Here is a 20,666-nt window from a genome sequence, read left to right on the forward strand (position 1 = left end):
AGCAAAAGATTGAGGAAAGCGCTAATCGCAAGCGGTATATCTCGGCAGAAAACGCCAGTTGCGACGCTGACTTGCCATCATATTACGTCAAACCCGGCGACGCCCCCCTGCGAGCTGCTTCGCGGCGGAGTGCCGGTTCGGGTGGGATCAGGTTCCGTTCAATCCCCGCCGACCGAAGCTGTTCTTGTTGCTGCCGGCTGCGACCTTGGTCGGAGCAACATAGGCCGCAACTGGAGCCCGCCGTCCGTTTTTATCCGTATCCTCGGGATCAGGCGACGTCCGCTGCGAGACGAAACCACTGGGCGCGAAGAGAAGCAAAACAGAATAAACAATTCCCACGCCGCGGTTTAGCAAAGTAAGCGCCCTCGGCACCGCGCCGTCAGGCATGACGATCCTAGCAACTGCGGCAACGACGAAAATCAACGCAACCGTCAGCATGACACCAAGGGCCCGCAACCCGATGTCTCGTAGTCTTGCGGACTGGATACTGAAACCCATCCAGATAAACGGAAGAAAGAATACCAGGAAAGGTAGCATGATCGCGGGATGGATAAGCGTTTGCCTCCCCTTATCGGCGAACGCCATGGCGATGAAAACGAGGGAGAGCAGGAACCCCGCAAGAAAACCCCCGCAAATACACCATAAAAAATACTGCCGTCTCCCCAGTTGCCCTCGGAATCCGAAAAGAATGTCAATCACGCGATCCCCCACGAACCGTTGCCCCACGGCAATACAGCACGCAGACCCTTAAGCTCCATGAAGGATATTTTTCAAATTTTACTTGAAGAACGCTCTTTTGATCGCAACGAGCCCGGCAAACTTGCAGATAAACAGGTAAAGCGGAGCCCATCACATTAAGACTTAATCAACAGACGTGAGAGAAAAGCGAAACAAAGTGAGGTCGCATATGACGAAATCCCTTTGGCTCTTTGCTTTTACTTGGATCGTTCTCGTCCTGCAGTACGTGCCGATCATAGGCCCGATATTGATGATCCTGGGCGCTTCGGTCTGGCCAATCCTTACGATCAACCTTGCATTTGCCTCGCTTGCGATGGAGGCTCTGACTGACAGGGATTATCGCGTCTGGCTCATTCTGCCGCTTCTCTATTTCGGCGGAAACTTCGTTCTCGCAGGCATTAGCGAGTATAAATTTCTGCAGCTGTCTCGCGAAATCCAAGCAAAAAATGCCAATCAAGCATTTGCATTTTCAGGAAGCGATGCGCTCGTCGTCAACACCGAAGCAGCGCCCGTTCTCGGGCTGCCGGTATCGCTCGTAGAGAATTTCGTTGTTTCGAAAGTGTACGAAAAATCCGAGTCTGACGATGCGCCGATCAGTGCCTGGAAAATCGGCACGGACCCCTTGTGCAGCAAACTTTGGGCGGACAGGAGCGGAAACAATCTTCGCATCGTTCCGTTCGGATTGCTCGAGAACGGCAAACTCGTTGCCGGTATGTGCATGTATCGGCTGGTCGAAAAGCCAGCAGGCCGGATCGTGACCCTCACAGTTACCGAACCGATAGAGCATCAGAGTTTTCTCCTGCCGTATAAGACGCAAATCATCACCATCGCCGACGAGACGGGAAATGCGGCAAGACTTTCGTATGCGGAGGCAACGCCGTGGACATGGATTCCCATGCCGATTGGCGGCTGCTTCTATGGCGAAGGGCGGCACAAGCCGACCTGCTTTTTCGGTCCCTTGCGCATTTTTTCGATGCCCGCGCTCGGCGCGGCGAAAGATGCAACGGCGCTGGTCGCAAAGGCGCTCGATCTCGAATGGAAACCAGCAAGCAAACGCCGGCGTGAGATCGGTCTGCAGGATATGAAGTCTGACATGCGGCCAAGCGTTTCCTTCTGAAATATAGTGGCTGCGCGCGGGCTGTGAGCGGCGTTTCGCTCCCTCATATCGTCAGCCCCATCGGGTGCTCGCCCGCGCCTCGAATTGCTTTTTTGCACTGCACACGTTAGAAGACCCCGCAAAATTCATGGGATGGAAGCAGGCGGCGTGGGAAGGCGCTGTCGGCGGAGGAGCGAATTTGGAGATCGTCAACACGATAGCGGCCTTGCGCGAAAAGCTTGGCGGGCACCGCAAGACCGGGAAACGCGTCGGTCTCGTGCCGACCATGGGCTTCCTGCATGCCGGCCATATGGAACTGGTCTCCCGCGCCAAGGCCGAGAACGATATCGTCGTCACATCCATCTTCGTCAATCCGCTGCAGTTCGGCGCCAATGAGGACTTGGCGAAATATCCGCGCGATCTCGAGCGCGACAGCGCCATGCTGCGCGAAGCCGGCGTCGATTTTCTCTTTGCGCCCGGCGTCAGCGACATGTACCCGCGCCCGATGGAAACGGTCGTCGACGTGCCGAAGCTCGGCGGTGAGCTGGAGGGCGCGGTTCGCCCCGGTCATTTCGCCGGTGTTGCCACCGTCGTCACCAAGCTCTTCAACATCGTCCAGCCGGACAGCGCCTATTTCGGCGAAAAGGATTATCAGCAGGTCGCGATCATCCGCCGGATGGTCGAGGATCTGGCGCAGCCGGTTCGTGTGGTGCCGGTGCCCACCGTTCGCGATGCGGATGGCCTGGCGCTCTCTTCGCGTAACGTCTATCTCTCGAAGCAAGAACGTGCCGCCGCCGTCATCGTCCCCAGGGCATTGGCGGAGGCGGAAAGGCTCTACGATCTCGGCGCGAACGACCCTGCGGCGCTGGAAGAGGCGCTGCGCGCCTTCATCGACAAAGAACCACTCGCGGCAGCGGAAGTCGCCGCCGTTCGCCATCCCGATACGCTGGAACCATTGACGACATTGCAGGGCCATCCCGTGCTCATCGCGCTCTTCGTCCGCATCGGCAGCACCCGCCTGCTCGACAATCGCGTCATCGGCCGCCGGCCGGCCGCCAATGAAAGGACCGTCTGAGATGAGCACCGTCGGACAGACCAAGCGTGTAACGCCTGCAGCGATCGAAGCGATGAAGGGCACGCGCCCGATCGTCAGCCTGACGGCCTACACGACGCCGATCGCCCGCCTGCTTGACCCGCATTGCGACCTGCTGCTGGTCGGCGACTCGCTCGGCATGGTGCTCTACGGCATGGAAACAACCGTCGGCGTCACGCTGGAGATGATGATTGGCCACGGCCAGGCCGTCATGCGCGGCGCGAAGCACGCCTGCGTTATCGTCGACCTGCCCTTCGGCTCCTATCAGGAATCGAAGGAGCAGGCCTTTCGCAGCGCTGCGCGCATTCTGAAGGAAACCGGCTGCGATGGCGTCAAGCTGGAGGGTGGCGAGGAAATGGCCGAAACCGTCACCTTCCTGACCGGCCGCGGTATTCCGGTCTTCGGCCATGTCGGGCTGATGCCGCAACAGGTGAATACGACTGGCGGCTACCGCTCCCTTGGACGCACGGACAAGGAAGCAGACAAGATCCGGCGCGATGCCAGGGCGATCGCCGAGGCCGGCGCCTTCGCAATGGTGATCGAAGGCACGATTGAGCCGCTCGCCCGCGAGATCACCGCCGCAGTCGCCATCCCCACCATCGGCATCGGCGCCTCTGCGGCTTGCGATGGACAGATCCTCGTTTCCGACGACATGCTCGGCCTGTTCAACGATTTCAAGCCGCGCTTCGTCAGGCATTTCGCGCAGCTGGCACCCTTGGTCTCGGAGGCGGCCGAAGCCTATGCCGAGGACGTGAGGGCTCGCACCTTCCCTGCTTTGGAGCATACGTTCCAGCCAAAGAAATGAGGCTCCGTCAGCCTTTGGCCGGCTCCTTCTCCAAGAGATAGATGGCTTCGCCGAAATCTTCCATCTTGCTCACCAGGGCGGCATGGGCATCGCGCAGGCCCTGATTGTAGTAATACGGGCCGATTTCCGCCGTGAAGAAATCCAGCAGGAATTCGGCAGGCAGCGCGCCGATCGACTGGTCGAGCTCATCGGCAAAATAACGCTGAAGACGGGCGACGATGGCAGCCTTCTCTTCCTTCGAAAACGTGATCTTCTTCATCCTCGCTCCACTTTCTGATGCGTTCAGGGAACTGCTTCAAGGAAATCAATTGATCCATCAAGGAAATTCAATTGCCGGGTTTGTACGCACGGCTTACTGCTCCGGCCATTGAGCGGCGGGAGGAGCCGGTGCGCGGGGCTGCGCCCCTGCCGCACGCGATTCGCGCCACGGAATGCAAATATAGCATCCGGCATATGCCGGGTTTTCCATGAAGGGCAGAGCGGACCATGAGTCGCGCGGAATTTCTTGAAGGGTTGAAGGGTGGCATTCCCGTCGGCCTTGCCGCAGCGCCCTTCGGCGCTCTGTTCGGCGCGCTGGCGCGCGATCAGGGCATGTCGCTTGGCGAGCTGACTTTGATGAGCGGCACGGTCTATGCCGGCGCCAGCCAGATGGTCGGGCTGGACCTCTTCGGCCACAATGTCCAGGCTTGGCTTATCGTGCTGTCGATCCTTGCGGTGAACTTCCGCCATGTGCTCTATTCGGCTGCAATCGCGCGCTATATCAGGCACTTTAGCCCGGTGGAAAAATTCTTCACCTTCTTCCTGCTGGTCGATCCGCAATTTGCAGAAACGATCAAACGCCAGGAAAGCGGCAAGCCCATCACCTTCGTCTGGTACATGGGCTTTGCGACGATGGTCTACATTCCCTGGGTGCTCATAAGCCTGATCGGCGGCCTCCTCGGCAGCCTGATCGGCGATCCGAGGGCCATCGGCCTCGATATCCTGTTGCCGATCTATTTCCTCGGCATCGTCCTGGGCTTCCGCAAGCGCGACAACTTCCTGCCGGTCGTGGCCGCGAGCGCCGTGGCATCGGCCATCGCGTATCGTTATGTCGGCTCGCCCTGGCATGTCAGCATCGGCGCGCTCGCCGGCGTTGCGCTTGCCGCGGTACTGCCGCCGGTCAAAGCCAACCGCAAGCCAGACCTCGCTCACGAAAACCACGAGGTCTGACCATGCTCGATTTCAACCCGCACATGGTCCTGCTGATTGCCGCCGCGGCCGTGGTGACCTTCCTGACCCGCATCGGCGGCTACATCCTCATCGTCAAGATGACCCGCATTCCGCCGCGCGTCGAAGCGGCATTGAATGCCGTGCCCGCCGCCGTGCTCACGACCCTCGTCGCGCCCGCCTTCTTCATCGGCGGCTGGGACACCAAGGTAGCGATGCTGGCAGCCCTTCTCGTCGGCCTGCGCTATCCGTCGACCTATATGCTGGTCGCGGGCTGGATCGTCGTGATGGCATGGCGCCATTCCATCGGCGCTTGAGACGTTTCAGGACCCCATCCGGCTTTCAAGGCCGGATGGGGTCAGCGTTTCTCAGTGGCTGAGCTCGAGCGTGGCATTTTCAAGCCAGGCCCGGATGTCATGATCGTGGATCAACGGCATGAGCGCCTCGCGCGTCCGGGCGTGGTACTCGTTCAGCCAGTGCAGCTCCTCATGCGTCAGCAGCTCGACAAGCACGAGACTGCGGTCGATCGGGCAGAAGGTCAGCGTTTCGAAACCCAGCATCGGCATATCGCCGCCCTCGATCTCCTCGGGATCGCGAATATAGATCAGGTTCTCGATGCGGATGCCGAAATGGCCGGGGCGATAGTAGCCGGGTTCGTTGGAGAGGATCATGCCCGGCAGCAGCTCCTGCACCGCGAGCCGCGCTATGCGCTGCGGTCCCTCATGCACCGAAAGATAGGAACCGACACCGTGACCGGTGCCGTGGGCGAAATCGACGCCAGCCTTCCAGAGCGCGATGCGCGCGAGCGGATCGAGGTCGCAGCCGCGCGTGCCCTTCGGAAAACGCGCCGTGCTGATGGCGATCATCCCCTTCAGCACCAGCGTGAACAGGCGCTTCTGCTCTTCGGAGACGAGGCCGATGCCGACAGTGCGAGTGATGTCCGTGGTGCCGTTGATGTATTGCGCACCCGAGTCGATCAGGAACAGTTCGCCGGCCTGTATCGGCCGGTCGCTCGCCGTCGTCACGCGGTAGTGCATGATGGCGGCATGTTCGCCGGCGCCGGAAATCGTATCGAAGGAAATGTCCTTCAGCGGGTTCTGCATGCTTTCGCCGACTCGGGCACGGCAGGCTTCCAGCCGTTCGGCGGCGGCAATCTCCGTCACCGTTCCCGGCTTGCTCGTCTCCAGCCAATAGAGGAATTCGACCATGGCGGCGCCATCCTGCAGGTGAGCGGCTGCCGATCCGTTGATTTCGGCGGCATTCTTGCAGGCGCGTGGCAGCTTGGCCGGATCATTGCCCTCCACGACATCGCCGCCCTCGTGGCGGATGATGTCCGTAAGCGCGTGGGAAGCAAGATCCGGATCGATCAGGATGCGTCCGCCATTGGCGGCGGCAACGGCCAGCCGCTTGACGAGTTCGGATGGCGGCAGCTGCTTGCAGATCTGAGTCAGATAGGCTTCCGCCTCAACCTTGGTCTTGCGCTTGTCGAGGAAGAGTTCGGCCTCGCCTTCCGCATAGATGATGGCGCGCGCCAAGGGGTGCGGCGTGTGCGGCACGTCGCTGCCACGGATGTTGAAAATCCAGGCGACCGAAGACGGATCGGTAATCAGCACCGCCTTCAAATTCTTTTCCTTGAGATTGGCGGCGATGGTCGCAAGCTTGTCCTTCGCCAGGACGCCGGCCTGCGCGATATCCTGAATGATGACGCCGCCGAGCGGCTCGGCCGGCCGGTCCGTCCAAAGCTTGTCGAGCGGATTGTGCGGGAGAAAGACAAGCTTGCCGTCGATTTCAGCCAGTGCCTTCTCCAGCCGGCGCACCTCTGCGCCGGTATGCAGCCACGGATCGATGCCGAGCCGGAAGCCTTTCTTCGCATGGCGTGGCAGCCAGAGATGCGGCGGCTCGTTCACCAGATCGCCGCCGGTGAAGACGGTTCGGTCCACCTGCTCGGCAAGCTGCGTCACATAGCGGCCATCGACGAAGACGACTGCCTCGGACTGTGTCACAAGGGCAACACCTGCCGATCCCGTGAAGCCGGTGAGCCACGCAAGGCGCTCCGAACATCTGGGCACATACTCGCCCTGATACTCGTCGGCACGCGGCACGAGGAAGCCGTCAATGCCGAGATCGCCGAAAGCGGCGCGCAGACCGGCGACCCTCTCGCGACCGAATTGCGGGGTGGAAGTGACGTCGAAAGACTGAAACATGGCCTGATCCAAGACTGGTGAAGAATCCGCGAAACTGAATGCTGCCAGTATGTTAGAGCATGATTGCGCGAAGTGCGACGTGATTTTCGGTCACGATGGCAATATGCGCGACAAGGGCCACGTCTCCCCCTCCTCCAGCGCTCTGACAGGTCTCTCGCCGTTAACGAATCCGCCCATTTCATGGGCATGGTTGGCCAAATATGACATCTTCACGGCAGGCAATATGCATAACGCGCATAGCTCCCATGAGGCCGCCCCCCTGCCACGCCGACGGACGAGTCGCTATATCCGCGTCATCAAACGGGGTTCACGAAGAACCAGCTCAAACTAAGGACTGAAAACAATGCCTATCACCCGCTCCGCATATGTTAGCCCGGCGCTGGCTGGCGAGCGTCGCACCGTACGCCACTCTGTCGGCTCGCTTCGTCAGCTCGAAGTCGAAACCGCCAAGGCAATCGGCGCAAGCCGTGGCGGTCACCGCTAAGAGATTTATGAGCTACGCGTTCTAAGCCGATCGCAATCCGGTTCTCCTCCTCCCTCCCGGACCGCGATCAGAACGCTAGAGCCCGCTTGAGCACTCCTCCTCCACACGCTCGCGGGCAAGATCGGCGAAAGTCGATCTTCAAGGCGGTGCTTCGGCACCGCCTTTTTTTGTCTGCGCTCGTATCAGGAAAGTGACCGGCTCAAGGCCGGTCGAGATGGATGGTAACCCAGCCATTGCGCCAGATCGTGCGCACATGACGCAGCTTCGCGCCATTATAGGCGGCAAGAACCTTCCAGCGCTGCTCCGCGAGGATGCCTGATAGAATGACCGAGCCGCCCGGCGCCAGATGAGCGACAAGCTGTGGCGCCATCTTGATGAGCGGACGCGCAAGAATGTTGGCGATAATCAGGTCGAAGGGTCCGTGACGGGAAAAGGCCGTGGAATGAAAGCCCGGCGCGGTCTCCAGCGCGATACCCGAAACGATTCCATTGCCGCGAACATTCTCGCGGGCGACCCGCACGGCAACCGGATCGATATCGGTCGCCAGAACCGGAATGTTTCGCAGTTTGCGCACGGCAATCGCCAGAACGCCGCTGCCGGTGCCGAGATCGAGCGCATTGCGCACGCGGCGGCTGGCAAGAACCGTCTCGATCGTCTCAAGGCAACCTGCCGTCGTCCCATGATGGCCGGTGCCGAAGGCCTGGCCGGCCTCGATCTCGATTGCGATATCGCTGGCACCGACCTTGTCGCGATCATGCGAACCATGAACGAGGAAGCGGCCGGCACGCACGGGCTTCAGCCCTTCCAGCGACTTGGCGATCCAGTCGATATCGGGAAGCACCTCCCTTTGAATGGCAAGTCCAGCAAATTGAGGCTTCAGAAGAGCTTCGAACCGGCCGTATACCTCGTCTTCATCCGCGGCATACAGATAGATCGAAGCTTCCCAGACATCGTTCTTCTCGTCGATTTCCGTCGTTGCAATCGGAAACTCTTCGTCCTCGAAAACCGGCGTCATCAAATCCAGGATCTGCTCGGCCCTTTTCTCGGTCGTCGTCACATAAAGGCGAATCTCGCTCAACTCGTCGCTCTTTCTCGTTTCTATTCGGCCCAGTCGATCCAGGGCGGTCTTTTCGTGTCATAGCCGGCTATGCTCTGAAGGAGAGCCCTGCGCGCCGGACCGAAACGCAAAAGCAGCGGCGCAAGGAGATTGCGCGCTGCGATCGCAAGCGGATTTCTCATGGTTACCAGCCGCGTCAGGCCGTAGGTCTGCTTCAAAACCTGCTTCACGGCGGGAATTCTGAGGCCCGAATACTCCTGTTCGCGGCCTTCCGCAATGAGCCAAGCAAGCCAGCAAGCATCCTCGATGCCGAGATTCATGCCCCGTGCGCCGGCAGGCGAATGGATGTGCGCGGCGTCGCCGGCAAGAAACACATTCCCCTTGGCCATCGGCTCGACATGCCGGAAGTTGATACGAAATTGCGATGTCCACGTCTTCTCCGCAACCGGAGCCGGATGAACGATGCGGCTTTCGAAATCCTCCAGCGTCGAAAGATAGCGGATGATGTCGGCCGCCACCGGCAAGCGCGCGACCATGCCAGGATCGAATATCGATACCTCGCCGTAATGCGTGTCGACCGGGCCTGCATAACGAAAATCGACGAGATAGAAGGAGGCCTCGAGCGCCTCGCCCGGAAAACCGGCACCCAGCGCCTTGCGGATGACCGAATGCGCCCCATCGGCGCCGATCAGGATATCCGGCCGAACCGTCTCCGACGACCCGTCGGCCTTGTGCAATACGACCTCTGGCTTCCGAAAATCGGCTATGTCCCCGGCGGCAACCGCCGTCTGCCATTCGGGCACGATGCCATGGGTGGAGAGTGCCTCCAGTAACAGCCGCTCGGTATTGCCCTGCGACAAGGCACGAATGGCGCTGAAGCGGCCGGGCACCTGTCTCGTATCCAGCTGGATGAGCATCTTTTCGCCGGAGTGAACGCGAAAATGCTCGATCGGCTGCGCGGCAGCGATGATATGGTCCGTAACACCGGAGGGAGACAGGAGCGTCAGCGTACGCGCGTTGACACCGAGTGCGCGGCTTTCTTCCAGCGGCGTCGGGCCTGCTCCATCATCGACAATGCGTGGCGAGAAGCCGCGCCGGGCAAGTTCCAGTGCGGCAGCAAGGCCGACCGGCCCCGCCCCTGCAATCAATATGGATCTGGACTTCCCCTCTTCGCCGATCCCTACGGCCATGCGGCGCCTATCCCTTCTTGATCAGGTTCTCCAGCTTCTTCACCGCCACATCCGGATCCTCCTCGTAGGCGATGGTTCCGGCAAAGCGGCCTGCCGAATCCAGCAGGAAGACGGAAGCGGTATGATCCATCGTATAGTCGCCGTTCGGCTGCTTGTCGTCCACCGGCACCTTCTTGGCGTAGACACGAAAGCCCTTCACCATGTCCATCACCTTCGCAGGATCCCCGGAAATGCCGGTGATGCGCTTGGAAACGTTGGAGACATACTGGTCCATGATGGCCGGCGTGTCACGATCGGGATCGACGGTCACGAAATAGGCATTGAGCTTGCTGCCATCCGGATCGATCTTCTCCAGCCAGCCGTTCAGCTCGAACAGTGTCGTCGGGCAGACGTCCGGGCAATGCGTATAGCCGAAGAATATGGCCGATGGCTTGCCGCGAAACGCCTGCTCGCTGATCGGCTGGCCCCTCTGCGAGACGAGCGTGAAAGGCACGCCATAGGGCCCGGATGCCGCCACCTCGGGCGATCTGCCGCCGCCAAAGCTCAGCCAACCCAATATTCCGGCCACGACCAACACGGCCACCCAAACCAAAATCCGCACGCTTCTCATGACTGCATTCCTCGCCAGACCCGGCGACCGCGCCTCAAAAGCAGCACGGTCGGCCTCCTAGCCGATGTAACGGCTCGAAGTGGAGGACGCAATTCAAGAAGATGTTCAGAAGAGGCCGAAATCGTCGCAGCATGAGCTTCGAGGTCCTTCAGGGCACGATCATTCCGTTTTTCCGCTCTTCGCGGCCTGGCGGGACGAAATCTACATCGATGTTAAACCAATCCTAACCTGTCCGCGCCAACATTCCGGATAAGGATCGAACTCCACTTCGCTCGCCGACGGAAAGTCCGGCAAGCTTCTTTATCTCAGAAGGGCATGACGCCCGCCGGACAAGCCAGGCGCCTCGCGCCGAAGCACCGGACGCTGTCGCTGCCCAAGCTGCTCCAGCCGATCACTCTTTTTCAATCGAGAGCGTCGCTTGCCGGCGATGCCAACCGGGAAGTCTTCGAATATGACGAACGCCATCAAGCAATCCGGCGCCTATCTGGAAATCGTCTCCTTCCACCTTGGCGATCAGGAATTCTGCATCGACATCATGGCTATCCGCGAAATCCGCGGCTGGGCGCCGGTGACGCCGATGCCGCATACGCCACCTTACGTGCTCGGCCTCATCAACCTGCGCGGCGCGGTGATCCCGGTCATCGACATGGCCTGCCGCCTTGGCATGAAGATGACGGAGCCTTCGGAGCGCTCAGCCATCATCGTCACGGATATTGCCGGCAAGCTCGTCGGTCTCCTGGTCGAGCAGGTATCGGACATGATGTCGATCAAAAGCGAGGATTTGCAACCAGCACCGGAAATCATCCCGGAAGCCCAGCGCGCTTTCTGCCGCGGCATCGTGGCGCTGGAAAAGACCATGGTCTGCTTCCTCAACCTCGATACGGTCATTGCGGATCAGCTGGCACAAGCCGCCTGATTTCAACAAGTTAGCCATAAAAAGAAGATCGCCCTGGAGCCAAGCTTCAGGGCGATCGTTTTTCGTGTAGCCGGCCTTGGCAGGGGTGTAGCCAATGACGCCGGTATTGCAGGCCGTGAACAGGGGCAAGAGTCGCCTCCCTGTTCGTTTGCAAAATTGCATCAAAAAGGTGCAAACCGAAAGCAACCAGAAGGAATTCGACAACCCAAGAGTAAGACTTTTTTTGGTATTATTCCTTTACGGGTTGCTTTTGCGGTATCCTGGTAACGCTAATTGGGCTTACCCTTCTTCCACGTAACCTGCTGACCGAACAGAGGTATCGTCGAAATAGCCATCTTGGCCGAACCGTTCACCAGCTGACGCGAATGGATGAGATAGACCAAAGTGTCGTTCTTCTTGTCGTAGATCCGGGTTACCACCAGCTTCTTCCAGATCAGCGACAATCCGGCGCGAAACACCTCCTCCCCGCTCTGGGAGAGATTGATGTCGCCGATCTCGATCGGGCCGGTCTGGCGGCAATCAATGGAATTGTTGGAGGGATCCTCGAACCAGTTGCCCTTGCGCAGCCGGTCGATAACGCTGCGGTCGAAATAGGTCACATGGCAGGTCACGCCCGCGACCTCCGGATCCGCCACCGCATCGACCAGAATATCATTGCCCGTCCAGTCCACGCCGACCTTGCCGACAACCTCGGCGGAAGCGGTAACGGGCGCCAGGGCCAGAAAAGACGCGGCAATGGCGGTAAACAACTTGGGTGAACGCATCAATCATCCTCCAACTACGGCCGCCGGGAGCGAGAGCGGCATCGCTAAGGTAAGATGACGGACGGGCGATGCAAGATAGGATTGCCATCCCGCCGCGTGCCGCCGCCGACAAACGAACCCTCGCCGGCGGAAAACGGCACGGCGTTGCCCATCGGCGCGTCGGCGTCTCCGGAAAAATCGCTAGCAGCCTGTGCTATTTCTGGCTGATTGCGACCGTTCCGGTTTCCAGCAGCGATTTGAGATTCGACAGGATCTTCGGCCAGCCACCGGAAACAGCCTCGATGAACTTGGAATTCTCGACCTCGATCGTGTGAGTGACGGTCAGCTTCACGGCATTGTCCGCCGGCTCCAGTTCCATCACGCATCGCGACCAGCCTTCGGCCTTCAGCTCCGGACGAAACTCGTTGCGCCATTTGATGGCGAGCCGTCGCGGCGGGTCGAACTCCGCGATCTCTCCCGTATCGGCAACACGGCCGTCCGGAAAGATCATCCTCCATGATGATCCGACTTTCCACTCGGTATCGTGGGTCATGTCGAACCAATACTGCTTGATGAATTCAGGCGCCGTCAGCGCCGACCAGAGTTTCTCCGGCGTGGTACGGATGAAGGTGACGTAGACGAATTTGCTTCCAGCCATGTCATTGCTCCTTGTTTGCATATTCAAGCTTGCCGGCTACTGACCGCCCTCGTCTTCCAGCGCCTTCTTCAAGGCCGAAAGCGCGCTCAGATGCCGGCGCTCGAACTTGTTGATCCAACGTTCGGCAATGCCGTTGATCGGGACCGCATTGATGAAATGCAGCTTCTCGCGCCCCTGCTTCTCGGCCGACACCAGATTGGCCTCTTCCAGAATGGCGAGATGCTTGGCCACCGCCTGCCGGGTCATTTCCAGATCTTCGCAGAGCGCACTCAAGGTCTGCCCGTTGCGCTCGTAGAGCCTGTCGAGCAACTGTCGTCGGCTGGCATCCGCCAACGCCTTGAAGACTGCATCATCATTCACAGATACGAAACCATTTGGTTGCCTATTATCCTCCTTATAAGCAACCAAATGGTTGCCTGTCAAGCCATATTGAGAGAGAACGGCAATCTCGCTCCGCTCCGAAAGCACGGTGGCATCGTCAACGGAAACCGACGAAGGCGATTGACAATGCCGACGCTGCATCGGATCATGCGCGCCATGATGGCAAAGCGTATCGTCACAATGCACCTTCACACCATCTCTCCCTTTGCGGGGCGAGTGGACGGCGTGTTGCATTGAGCTGACCGCGATCCATCTCAACCCTGCCGAGGCGAGCAGGGTTGAAGGCTCCTTGCTCTCCTCATCACTATCAAGGAGAGCCCATGTCCTTCGAAGAGCAAGACCCCGTTAAACGACGATCAGGCACGATCGGTCCAATCGAGATTCGCGCAACGCGCCCGTCCGATGCCGAGGCAATCGCCGCGATCGCCAACCTCCCCGGCTTCCGCGCCGGCACCTTGCGCCTGCCCTTCCAAAGCGTCGAGGAAACGCGGCAATGGCTGGAGAAGCCGGCGCCCAACTCGATCGGCCTTGTCGCCGAGGTAGACGGACAGGTCGTCGGCAATGCCGGCCTGAACCGGCTCGCCGGCCGACGGATCCACATCGGCCAGATCGGCATGGGCGTACACGACGATTTCACGGGTTGCGGCATCGGCTCCGCGCTTCTTGCGGCGCTCGTCGACAGCGCCGACAACTGGCTGGCGATCAAGCGCCTGGAACTGACCGTCTATGTCGACAATGCGCCCGCGGTCCGGCTCTACGAGAAATTCGGATTCGAAACCGAAGGCCGGCTGCGCGCCTTTGCATTCCGTAACGGCGAATATGTCGATGCGTTCACCATGGCGCGCCTGATAGTCTGACAACGATACTGGCGGCGGGTTGTGAGCCCGTCGCCATCCATCATCAGCCGATCAGATCCAGCCACTCGTCCTCGGTCATGACCTGGACGTTGAACTCCCGAGCCTTGTCGAGCTTCGAGCCTGCGCCCGGCCCCGCGACGACGATGTCGGTCTTCTTCGAAACCGACCCGGAAACCTTGGCGCCGAGGCTCTCGGCCTTCGCCTTGGCCTCGTCGCGGGTAAACTTCTCCAGCGAGCCGGTAAACACGACTGTCTTGCCGGCAACGGGACTGCCCGAGGTCAGCGGTTGCTCGGCCTCTTGAGGCTGAACCTCCTCCAGCAGCTTCGCGATCACCTGCGTATTGCGCGGTTCCTTGTAGAATTCGACGATGGCGCGCGCCACGACTTCGCCGATGCCCTCGATATTGTTGAGGTCGTTCCAGGCATCGCCCGCGAGCGGTGCGGCTTCCTTCATCGCAGCCTCGAAGGCGTTGTACGTGCCGTAAGAGCGCGCCAGCAGCTTGGCCGTCGTCTCGCCCACATGGCGGATGCCAAGCGCGAAGATGAAGCGATGCAAGGCGATCTGCCGCCGCTCGTTGATCGCGGCATAGAGCTTGGCGACGCTGACCTTGCCGAAGCCATCGATATTTTCCAGCTTGGCGAGCGAAGCCTGCTGCCGCCTTTCCAGCGTGAATATGTCAGGCGCAGTCCGCACCTGCAGCGCCGGATCCTCGCTTTCGAAGAAGAAGTCGATCTGCTTGGAACCCAGCCCCTCGATATCGTAGGCGTTGCGCGAGACGAAATGCTTGAGATGCTCGGTCGCCTGCGCACGGCAGATGAAGCCGCCGGTGCAGCGGGTGACGGCATCGACCTTGCCGGTCTTTTCGTTGATGTCGCGCACCGCATGGCTGCCGCAAACCGGGCAGACCTTGGGGAACTCGTAAGGCGTGCTCGACGTCTCGCGCTTCTCCAGCACGACATCGACGATCTGCGGGATGACGTCGCCTGCCCGCTGCACGATCACCATGTCACCGATGCGGATATCGCGGCCATCCCGGATCGGTTCACCCTTGTTGCCGATACCCTTGATGTAGTCGGCATTGTGCAGCGTCGCATTGGTGACCACGACACCGCCGACCGTGATCGGCTCCAGTCGCGCGACCGGCGTCAGCGCCCCCGTGCGGCCGACCTGGATATCGATATCGACCAGGCGCGTGAACGCCTGTTCCGCCGGGAATTTATGCGCGGTCGCCCAGCGCGGCGAGCGAGAACGAAAACCGAGGCGTGCCTGCAGCTCCAGGCTATCGACCTTGTAGACGACGCCGTCGATATCATAGTCGAGATCGGGTCGTTGCAGCCCTATCTCCTCGTAGTGGCCGAGAATATCGGCAACCGAATGCAGCCGCTCCATGAGCGGGTTGACCGGAAAGCCCCAGGATTTGAAGACCTGCACCATGCCGTATTGCGTATCGGCCGGCATGTCCGACATCTCGCCCCAGGCATAAGCAAAGAATCTCAGCTTGCGGCTTGCCGTGACCTTCGCGTCGAGCTGACGCAACGAGCCTGCCGCCGTATTGCGCGGATTGACATAAGTCTGCTTGCCCTCAGCTTCCATCTGCGCGTTCAGCGCCAGGAAGTCGCTCTTAGCCATATAGACCTCGCCGCGCACCTCGACGACCGCAGGCGCCCCGGCCGGCAGGATCTGGGGAATCTCCTTGATGGTCCTGATATTGGCGGTGACGTTTTCGCCCGTCGTGCCGTCGCCGCGCGTCGCGGCATTCACCATGCGTCCATTCTCGTAACGGATCGACATGGAAAGGCCGTCGATCTTCGGCTCGGCGGTAAAGGCAATCGAGTTGTCGGGAAGACGGCCGAGGAAGCGATAGACGCTGGCGACGAAATCCTCGACGTCCTCCTGTGAGAACGTGTTGTCGAGCGACAGCATCGGCCTTGCGTGCACGACGGGCGCAAACGTCTCCGACGGCGCGGCGCCAACCCGGCGCGATGGGCTGTCGGCGCGAATCAGTGCTGGAAAACGAGCTTCGATGGCGTCATTGCGCCGCTTCAGCGCATCATAATCCGCATCAGAAATCTCCGGCGCATCCTTGCCATGGTAAAGCGCATCGTTGCGCGCGATCTCCGCGGCCAGATAGGCAAGTGCCGCAGCCGCTTCCTCTTCGGTCAAATCTTCGACGGGTCTCTGTTCGGTGCTCATGAATCTACACTCCCCGATTTTGGAGATGTTTTAGAGCACTTCCCGGAAAAGTGGGAAGCGGTTTTCAGCCAAGAGGTCGTAAATACAAAGGGAAAAACTCGGAGTCGCGGGGCGTATGTGAACGATTACGACGAAGCGGAAACGGGAAAATCGATCTTTATCTGGAGATTCCCATTCCGTGATGATCAATCATCGGACGAGACGAAAGAAAAGCTGCGCAAATAGAAGCACCCAACTAATAGCTGCGAAGCACGCGAGCACGAATAATACTATCATCCAAAGGATCCCGTAGGCCATTACACAGGAGGAATCGCCTGCAGTACAAAGGTCTCCGTAGATAAAGCAGGCATAAAGCCCATAAATCGCGGCGGGAAATAAGATGCTCAGAACGGTAAGGGTTGAAATTTTTTCGGGCAACAAAGCTAACCCCTAATAGAAGAGTTTTACAGCGCGACTCTGTAAAGTCGGCACGGCATTTTGTCACTTATAACGCCGTTAAGACAAAGCACTGCATTGCCTTTCTACATAAGATCAGCATCATTCAACGATCAGCCGTTGCCGGCCAGCAAGCGCTTGGCGGCAGCCCTTGCCTCTTCCGTCACCGAAGCGCCTGCGAGCATACGGGCGATTTCCTCGGTGCGGTCCTTCGGCTCCATGGTTGCAACGCGCGTGGAGATCTTCTCCGAGCCGTCCGCAACGGGTCCTTTGGAAATCAGCAGATGCGTGGCGGCGCGTGCGGCGACCTGCGGCGCATGCGTGACGGAAAGCACCTGCACGCGGTCGGAGAGGCGCTTCAGCCGCTGGCCGATCGCATCCGCGACCGCACCGCCGACCCCGGTATCGATTTCGTCGAAGACCAGGGTCGGTGCCGAGCCGCGGTCGGCAAGCGCCACCTTCAGCGCCAGCAGGAAACGCGATAGTTCGCCCCCGGACGCGACCTTGGTGATCGGGCCCGGACGGGTGCCAGGGTTGGTCTGCACATGGAATTCGACCACGTCGATGCCGTCCGCGGTCCCCGCTTCGGGATCGCTGGTGATCTCCACCATGAAACGCGCCCGCTCAAGCTTCAGCGCCGGCAATTCCGCCATGACGGCCCCGGCAAGCGCCTCACCGGCACGGTGGCGTTTTTCCGAAAGGCCGCGCGCTGCAACATCATAGTCCGCCTTGGCGGCAGCGAGCTCGGCGTCGAGCCGTGCCAGCCTCTCTTCGCCCGCATCGACATCGGCAAGATCCGAAACCATGCGCTCGGCCAACGCCGGCAGTTCGATGACCGGCACCGAATATTTCCGCGAGGCAGCCCGCAGCGCAAACAGGCGCTCCTCGACCTTTTCCAGCTCGCGCGGATCATACTCCGTCTTGCGCAACGCCGCCTCGACTTCCATCTGTGCGTTGGAAAGCTGGTCGAGAGCGGCATCGAGCAGCGCCACGGTATCCTCAAGCAGCCCGGGCGCTTCATGGCTCTTGCGCTCTAGCCGGCGCACCAGCGATGCTATGTGCGGTACGGGTGATGCATTGCCATTGAGGAACTCCGAAGCCTCGGCGATGTCGCCGGCAATGCGCTCGGCCTTCATCATCCGCGAGCGTTTTTCGGCCAGCTCGTCCTCTTCGCCATCCTGCGGCGAGAGCTTCTCCAGCTCCTCGACGGAAGCGCGCAGATAGTCCGCTTCGCGTGCGGCCTTCTCCACCTGTTCCCGGTGCTTCTTCAAGGTACGGTCGGTATCGCGCCAGATCTTGTGAAGCCTGCCGACCTCCTGCGCCTCGTCGGCAAGGCCGGCGAAGGCATCGAGCAATGTACGATGTGCATCGGTATCGACGAGCGCGCGGTCGTCATGCTGGCCGTGAATTTCGACGAGAAGCTGCCCGATCTGGCGCATGAGCTGGACGCTGAGCGCCTGGTCGTTGACGAAAGCCTTGGTACGGCCGTCAGCGGACTGGACGCGGCGAAAGATCAGGTCGCCGTCATCGTCGATGCCGTTTTCACGCAGGAGTTTGCGGGCCGGATGTTGCGTGCCGACATCGAAAACCGCGGTCACCTGGCCCCGGTCTTCGCCATGACGCACCAAACCGCCATCGCCGCGCCCGCCAAGGGCCAGCGACAGACTGTCAAGCAGGATGGATTTGCCTGCACCGGTCTCGCCGGTCAGCACCGAGAGCCCGGACTCGAAGGCAAGATCCAGCCGCTCGATCAGAACGATATCGCGGATCGAAAGCTGGATCAGCATCTGCGCTCAATCTCACGTCCCGAGAAGAAGTTTCTTGCCCGCTCTGGAAATCCACGAGCCCGAATTTTCGCTCGGCTCCACGCCACCCTTCTGCAGCAGCTGATAGGAATCCTTATACCAGCGGCTGTCCGGATAATTGTGGCCGAGAACGGCGGCTGCCGTCTGCGCTTCCTGCACGATGCCCATCGCATAATAGGCTTCGACCAGGCGCGCCAGCGCTTCCTCGATCTGGTTCGTGGTCGGATATTGCTCCACGACGATACGGAAACGCGAAATTGCCGCGAGGTAATCCTTGCGTTCCAGATAGTAGCGGCCGATCTGCATTTCCTTGCCGGCGAGCTGGTCGCGCGCAAAGCGGATCTTTTCCTGCGCGTCGCTGACATATTGCGACTTCGGATAGGTGTTGACGAGCTTGGTCATCGCCTCGATCGTCTGCTGCGCCGCACGCTGGTCCTGCGTCACGTCGACGATCTGCTTGGCATAGGACGAGCCGACCAGATACTGGACGTAGTCGGCATCTTCCGAACCGGGATACTGCTTGAGATAGCTGTTGCCCGTCTGCACGGCATCGTCATATCGGCCCGTGCGATACTTGACGAACGTGCTCATCACCATCGCCTTGCGCGCCCATTCGGAGAAGGGCTGCTGCTGGTTGATGGCGTCGAACTTCTTGCCGGCTTCCGTCATGTTGCCTGCCTTGATATTGGCAAGGCCTTGGTTGTAGAGCATTTCCGGCGGATCTGTATCGACACCGAGCTTGGTGATGTCGATATCCTTCTTCGTATTGCAACCTGTCACCACCGCACCGGTGCCTGCCAGAAGGAGCGATACGAGCAAAGCCCGTGCTGTGATATTCATGCGTTCAGACCTTGCATAACCCATCGAATGACTGTCCCACTAACCGTCGTTGCGGAGGCGGCGTTCTCTCGCTGGCGTTTCTAGCCGCAAAAACACCATCAGGGCAACGCATTGATGATGCATTAACGCATTTTTGTGGCAAAGGCCGCATATAGGCAGCCTTTAATCACTGTTTTGACAGGGAATTCCCATTGAGGTCCGCGCTGTCTCGCCATCGAGCAAGGATCGAAGGCAAACCATGCGAGTCGCCCGTCAAAAAAAGAGCCGCTCCTCATCGGAGCGGCAGCTTTCTTTCATTCCAGTCCTGAACGATCACGCCGACCAGGGAGCAAATTCCGGAGCGTTGATCGCAACGAATTCGCGGCTGTGGGCGCGCTGACGCGGCGCCGAAGTTTCGACGACGTCGTAGGCCGTAGGATCGCTGAGCAAGGCCTTCAGAGCGTTGGCGTTCATGCGATGGCCACCGCGATAGGAACGGTAGCAGCCGATGAACTGCGCGCCGGCAAGCGCCAGGTCGCCGACGGCATCAAGCGTCTTGTGGCGGACGAACTCGTCCTTGGCATAGCGCAGGCCTTCGACGTTGATGACCGTGTTGTCGTCGGAGATGACGACGGAGTTTTCCAGCGACGAGCCCAGCGCATGGCCCGAAGCCCAGAGGCGCTCAACATCGCGCATGAAGCCGAAGGTGCGGGCGCGCGAAAGTTCGCTCTTGAACGTCTCGGCGGTCAGGTCGCCTTCCCACTTCTGGCGGCCGATCAGCGGGCATTCGAAATCGATCTCGACTTCGAAGCGCGTGCCATCATAAGGACGGAACTCGCACCAGGAACCACCAGCTTCGATACGCACCGGCTTGGTAACGCGGATATAGCGGCGCTTGGCGCCAAGCGGCACGACGCCGACCTGCTCGATCGCTTCGATGAAAGGATAGGAACTGCCGTCCATGATCGGCATTTCCGCGCCGCTCACTTCGACGACGACATTGTCGAGGCCGATCGCGTAGATCGCTGCCATGACGTGCTCGACCGTCGCGACGGAGCGCGCCGGCGAGAAGCCGAGAACCGTGCAGAGATCCGTATTGCCGACCTGGGAGGAAACGGCGCGAAACTCGCTTACATCACCATTATCGTGCAGACGCTGGAAAACAACGCCGGTGCCGGCTTCGGCGGGATAAAAGGTGATCGACACATTGGCGCCGGAATGAACGCCGATACCCGAAAGTGTCACAGGGTTTGCAATGGTGGTCTGAAAACCAAGCAATCCGATTGCCATGTAATTCTGCCTTCGTCTATCTGATCCAGGCCGGGCGGTCTCTTCGGACGCTTACCCTTATCGCCGGTTCAGTCTGTTAACTATG

General features: G+C 59.9%; 21 protein-coding genes. 8 read left to right on the plus strand and 13 right to left on the minus strand.

The genetic code is table 11. The annotated features are described in order from the left end of the window. Window positions 1–147: 147 nt before the first annotated feature. Window positions 148–699 carry a DUF805 domain-containing protein gene (locus tag GR212_RS16675; protein WP_163987683.1) on the minus strand — a complete coding sequence of 184 codons (552 nt, stop codon included), beginning with the start codon at window positions 697–699 and terminating at the stop codon, window positions 148–150. Between the two features lie 208 nt (window positions 700–907). Here GR212_RS16675 and GR212_RS16680 point away from each other — a divergent pair, with 208 nt between their 5' ends. The 3 genes from GR212_RS16680 to panB all read left to right on the plus strand — a co-directional run bounded on the left by GR212_RS16680 (window position 908) and on the right by panB (window position 3,732). Next, window positions 908–1,855, plus strand: a complete 948-nt coding sequence (locus GR212_RS16680; RefSeq protein ID WP_163987684.1) for a hypothetical protein — start codon at window positions 908–910, stop codon at window positions 1,853–1,855. A gap of 178 nt (window positions 1,856–2,033) precedes the next feature. Beyond that, complete coding sequence (gene panC, locus GR212_RS16685; RefSeq protein WP_163987685.1) at window positions 2,034–2,909, plus strand: pantoate--beta-alanine ligase; 876 nt, start codon at window positions 2,034–2,036, stop codon at window positions 2,907–2,909. A gap of 1 nt (window position 2,910) precedes the next feature. Further along, a complete protein-coding gene (gene panB / locus GR212_RS16690) occupies window positions 2,911–3,732 on the plus strand; it encodes a 3-methyl-2-oxobutanoate hydroxymethyltransferase (RefSeq protein ID WP_163987686.1) in 822 nt (273 codons plus the stop codon). A 7-nt stretch (window positions 3,733–3,739) separates the two neighbouring features. Here panB and GR212_RS16695 read toward each other — a convergent pair whose 3' ends face one another. Continuing rightward, window positions 3,740–3,991, minus strand: coding sequence for a DUF2164 domain-containing protein (locus tag GR212_RS16695; RefSeq protein ID WP_163987687.1), 252 nt, complete (start codon window positions 3,989–3,991; stop codon window positions 3,740–3,742). 227 nt (window positions 3,992–4,218) lie between these two features. On the opposite strand from GR212_RS16695, the gene GR212_RS16700 reads away from it, so the two are divergent. After that, window positions 4,219–4,941 carry an AzlC family ABC transporter permease gene (locus GR212_RS16700; protein ID WP_163987688.1) on the plus strand — a complete coding sequence of 241 codons (723 nt, stop codon included), beginning with the start codon at window positions 4,219–4,221 and terminating at the stop codon, window positions 4,939–4,941. Between the two features lie 2 nt (window positions 4,942–4,943). Continuing rightward, complete coding sequence (locus tag GR212_RS16705) at window positions 4,944–5,255, plus strand: AzlD family protein (RefSeq protein ID WP_163987689.1); 312 nt, start codon at window positions 4,944–4,946, stop codon at window positions 5,253–5,255. A 51-nt stretch (window positions 5,256–5,306) separates the two neighbouring features. Here the strand turns inward: GR212_RS16705 and GR212_RS16710 are convergent, their stop codons facing one another. Beyond that, window positions 5,307–7,142 carry an aminopeptidase P family protein gene (locus GR212_RS16710; protein ID WP_163987690.1) on the minus strand — a complete coding sequence of 612 codons (1,836 nt, stop codon included), beginning with the start codon at window positions 7,140–7,142 and terminating at the stop codon, window positions 5,307–5,309. 343 nt (window positions 7,143–7,485) lie between these two features. Here GR212_RS16710 and GR212_RS36850 point away from each other — a divergent pair, with 343 nt between their 5' ends. Next, entirely contained in the window at window positions 7,486–7,626 is a 141-nt protein-coding gene (locus GR212_RS36850) for a hypothetical protein (protein WP_204326611.1), read from the plus strand. Between the two features lie 199 nt (window positions 7,627–7,825). Here the strand turns inward: GR212_RS36850 and GR212_RS16715 are convergent, their stop codons facing one another. From GR212_RS16715 to GR212_RS16725, 3 genes are read right to left on the minus strand one after another with little or no spacing between them, the layout of a single operon-like run. Further along, window positions 7,826–8,704, minus strand: coding sequence for a 50S ribosomal protein L11 methyltransferase (locus GR212_RS16715; RefSeq protein WP_163987691.1), 879 nt, complete (start codon window positions 8,702–8,704; stop codon window positions 7,826–7,828). 20 nt (window positions 8,705–8,724) lie between these two features. Then, window positions 8,725–9,873 carry an FAD-dependent oxidoreductase gene (locus GR212_RS16720; RefSeq protein ID WP_163987692.1) on the minus strand — a complete coding sequence of 383 codons (1,149 nt, stop codon included), beginning with the start codon at window positions 9,871–9,873 and terminating at the stop codon, window positions 8,725–8,727. A gap of 7 nt (window positions 9,874–9,880) precedes the next feature. Next, the gene (locus tag GR212_RS16725; RefSeq protein ID WP_163987693.1) at window positions 9,881–10,483 is read right to left on the minus strand and encodes an SCO family protein; all 603 of its coding nucleotides are present in this window, start codon (window positions 10,481–10,483) and stop codon (window positions 9,881–9,883) included. A 451-nt stretch (window positions 10,484–10,934) separates the two neighbouring features. On the opposite strand from GR212_RS16725, the gene GR212_RS16730 reads away from it, so the two are divergent. After that, a complete protein-coding gene (locus GR212_RS16730; RefSeq protein WP_047633896.1) occupies window positions 10,935–11,399 on the plus strand; it encodes a chemotaxis protein CheW in 465 nt (154 codons plus the stop codon). 269 nt (window positions 11,400–11,668) lie between these two features. On the opposite strand, the gene GR212_RS16735 is transcribed toward GR212_RS16730, so the two are convergent. The 3 genes from GR212_RS16735 to GR212_RS37100 all read right to left on the minus strand — a co-directional run bounded on the left by GR212_RS16735 (window position 11,669) and on the right by GR212_RS37100 (window position 13,160). Further along, window positions 11,669–12,163: a CreA family protein gene (locus tag GR212_RS16735; RefSeq protein WP_163987694.1), complete on the minus strand. Its 495-nt coding sequence runs from the start codon at window positions 12,161–12,163 to the stop codon at window positions 11,669–11,671. A gap of 193 nt (window positions 12,164–12,356) precedes the next feature. Further along, window positions 12,357–12,800, minus strand: coding sequence for an SRPBCC family protein (locus GR212_RS16740; protein WP_163987695.1), 444 nt, complete (start codon window positions 12,798–12,800; stop codon window positions 12,357–12,359). A gap of 36 nt (window positions 12,801–12,836) precedes the next feature. Further along, entirely contained in the window at window positions 12,837–13,160 is a 324-nt protein-coding gene (locus GR212_RS37100) for a metalloregulator ArsR/SmtB family transcription factor (protein WP_163987696.1), read from the minus strand. A 341-nt stretch (window positions 13,161–13,501) separates the two neighbouring features. Between GR212_RS37100 and GR212_RS16750 the strand changes: the two genes are divergently transcribed. Next, complete coding sequence (locus GR212_RS16750) at window positions 13,502–14,038, plus strand: GNAT family N-acetyltransferase (protein WP_163987697.1); 537 nt, start codon at window positions 13,502–13,504, stop codon at window positions 14,036–14,038. Window positions 14,039–14,081: 43 nt separating this feature from the next. Here GR212_RS16750 and ligA read toward each other — a convergent pair whose 3' ends face one another. The 4 genes from ligA to lpxC all read right to left on the minus strand — a co-directional run bounded on the left by ligA (window position 14,082) and on the right by lpxC (window position 20,581). Next, window positions 14,082–16,232 carry an NAD-dependent DNA ligase LigA gene (gene ligA / locus GR212_RS16755; protein ID WP_163987698.1) on the minus strand — a complete coding sequence of 717 codons (2,151 nt, stop codon included), beginning with the start codon at window positions 16,230–16,232 and terminating at the stop codon, window positions 14,082–14,084. Window positions 16,233–16,780: 548 nt separating this feature from the next. Beyond that, complete coding sequence (gene recN / locus GR212_RS16760; RefSeq protein ID WP_163987699.1) at window positions 16,781–18,454, minus strand: DNA repair protein RecN; 1,674 nt, start codon at window positions 18,452–18,454, stop codon at window positions 16,781–16,783. 12 nt (window positions 18,455–18,466) lie between these two features. Continuing rightward, on the minus strand, window positions 18,467–19,336 hold the full coding sequence (locus GR212_RS16765) for an outer membrane protein assembly factor BamD (RefSeq protein ID WP_204326612.1): 870 nt from the start codon (window positions 19,334–19,336) through the stop codon (window positions 18,467–18,469). Between the two features lie 288 nt (window positions 19,337–19,624). After that, complete coding sequence (gene lpxC, locus GR212_RS16770) at window positions 19,625–20,581, minus strand: UDP-3-O-acyl-N-acetylglucosamine deacetylase (protein WP_163987701.1); 957 nt, start codon at window positions 20,579–20,581, stop codon at window positions 19,625–19,627. Between the last annotated feature and the right edge of the window lie 85 nt (window positions 20,582–20,666).

It is taken from the genome of Martinezella lusitana (assembly GCF_010668395.1).
GTDB classification, from domain to species: Bacteria; Pseudomonadota; Alphaproteobacteria; order Rhizobiales; family Rhizobiaceae; genus Rhizobium; species Rhizobium lusitanum_A.

Bases quoted from the DNA above. Each gene is read 5' to 3' on its own strand.
- GR212_RS16695 (WP_163987687.1), bottom strand. From the start codon at position 3,991: ATGAAGAAGATCACGTTTTCGAAGGAAGAGAAGGCTGCCATCGTCGCC.
- GR212_RS16725 (WP_163987693.1), bottom strand. From the start codon at position 10,483: ATGAGAAGCGTGCGGATTTTGGTTTGGGTGGCCGTGTTGGTCGTGGCC.
- GR212_RS16750 (WP_163987697.1), top strand. From the start codon at position 13,502: ATGTCCTTCGAAGAGCAAGACCCCGTTAAACGACGATCAGGCACGATC.
- recN (WP_163987699.1), bottom strand. From the start codon at position 18,454: ATGCTGATCCAGCTTTCGATCCGCGATATCGTTCTGATCGAGCGGCTG.
- panB (WP_163987686.1), top strand. From the start codon at position 2,911: ATGAGCACCGTCGGACAGACCAAGCGTGTAACGCCTGCAGCGATCGAA.
- ligA (WP_163987698.1), bottom strand. From the start codon at position 16,232: ATGAGCACCGAACAGAGACCCGTCGAAGATTTGACCGAAGAGGAAGCG.
- lpxC (WP_163987701.1), bottom strand. From the start codon at position 20,581: ATGGCAATCGGATTGCTTGGTTTTCAGACCACCATTGCAAACCCTGTG.
- GR212_RS16705 (WP_163987689.1), top strand. From the start codon at position 4,944: ATGCTCGATTTCAACCCGCACATGGTCCTGCTGATTGCCGCCGCGGCC.
- GR212_RS16740 (WP_163987695.1), bottom strand. From the start codon at position 12,800: ATGGCTGGAAGCAAATTCGTCTACGTCACCTTCATCCGTACCACGCCG.
- GR212_RS16700 (WP_163987688.1), top strand. From the start codon at position 4,219: ATGAGTCGCGCGGAATTTCTTGAAGGGTTGAAGGGTGGCATTCCCGTC.
- GR212_RS16735 (WP_163987694.1), bottom strand. From the start codon at position 12,163: ATGCGTTCACCCAAGTTGTTTACCGCCATTGCCGCGTCTTTTCTGGCC.
- GR212_RS16730 (WP_047633896.1), top strand. From the start codon at position 10,935: ATGACGAACGCCATCAAGCAATCCGGCGCCTATCTGGAAATCGTCTCC.
- GR212_RS16720 (WP_163987692.1), bottom strand. From the start codon at position 9,873: ATGGCCGTAGGGATCGGCGAAGAGGGGAAGTCCAGATCCATATTGATT.
- GR212_RS16710 (WP_163987690.1), bottom strand. From the start codon at position 7,142: ATGTTTCAGTCTTTCGACGTCACTTCCACCCCGCAATTCGGTCGCGAG.
- GR212_RS16765 (WP_204326612.1), bottom strand. From the start codon at position 19,336: ATGGGTTATGCAAGGTCTGAACGCATGAATATCACAGCACGGGCTTTG.
- GR212_RS36850 (WP_204326611.1), top strand. From the start codon at position 7,486: ATGCCTATCACCCGCTCCGCATATGTTAGCCCGGCGCTGGCTGGCGAG.
- GR212_RS16680 (WP_163987684.1), top strand. From the start codon at position 908: ATGACGAAATCCCTTTGGCTCTTTGCTTTTACTTGGATCGTTCTCGTC.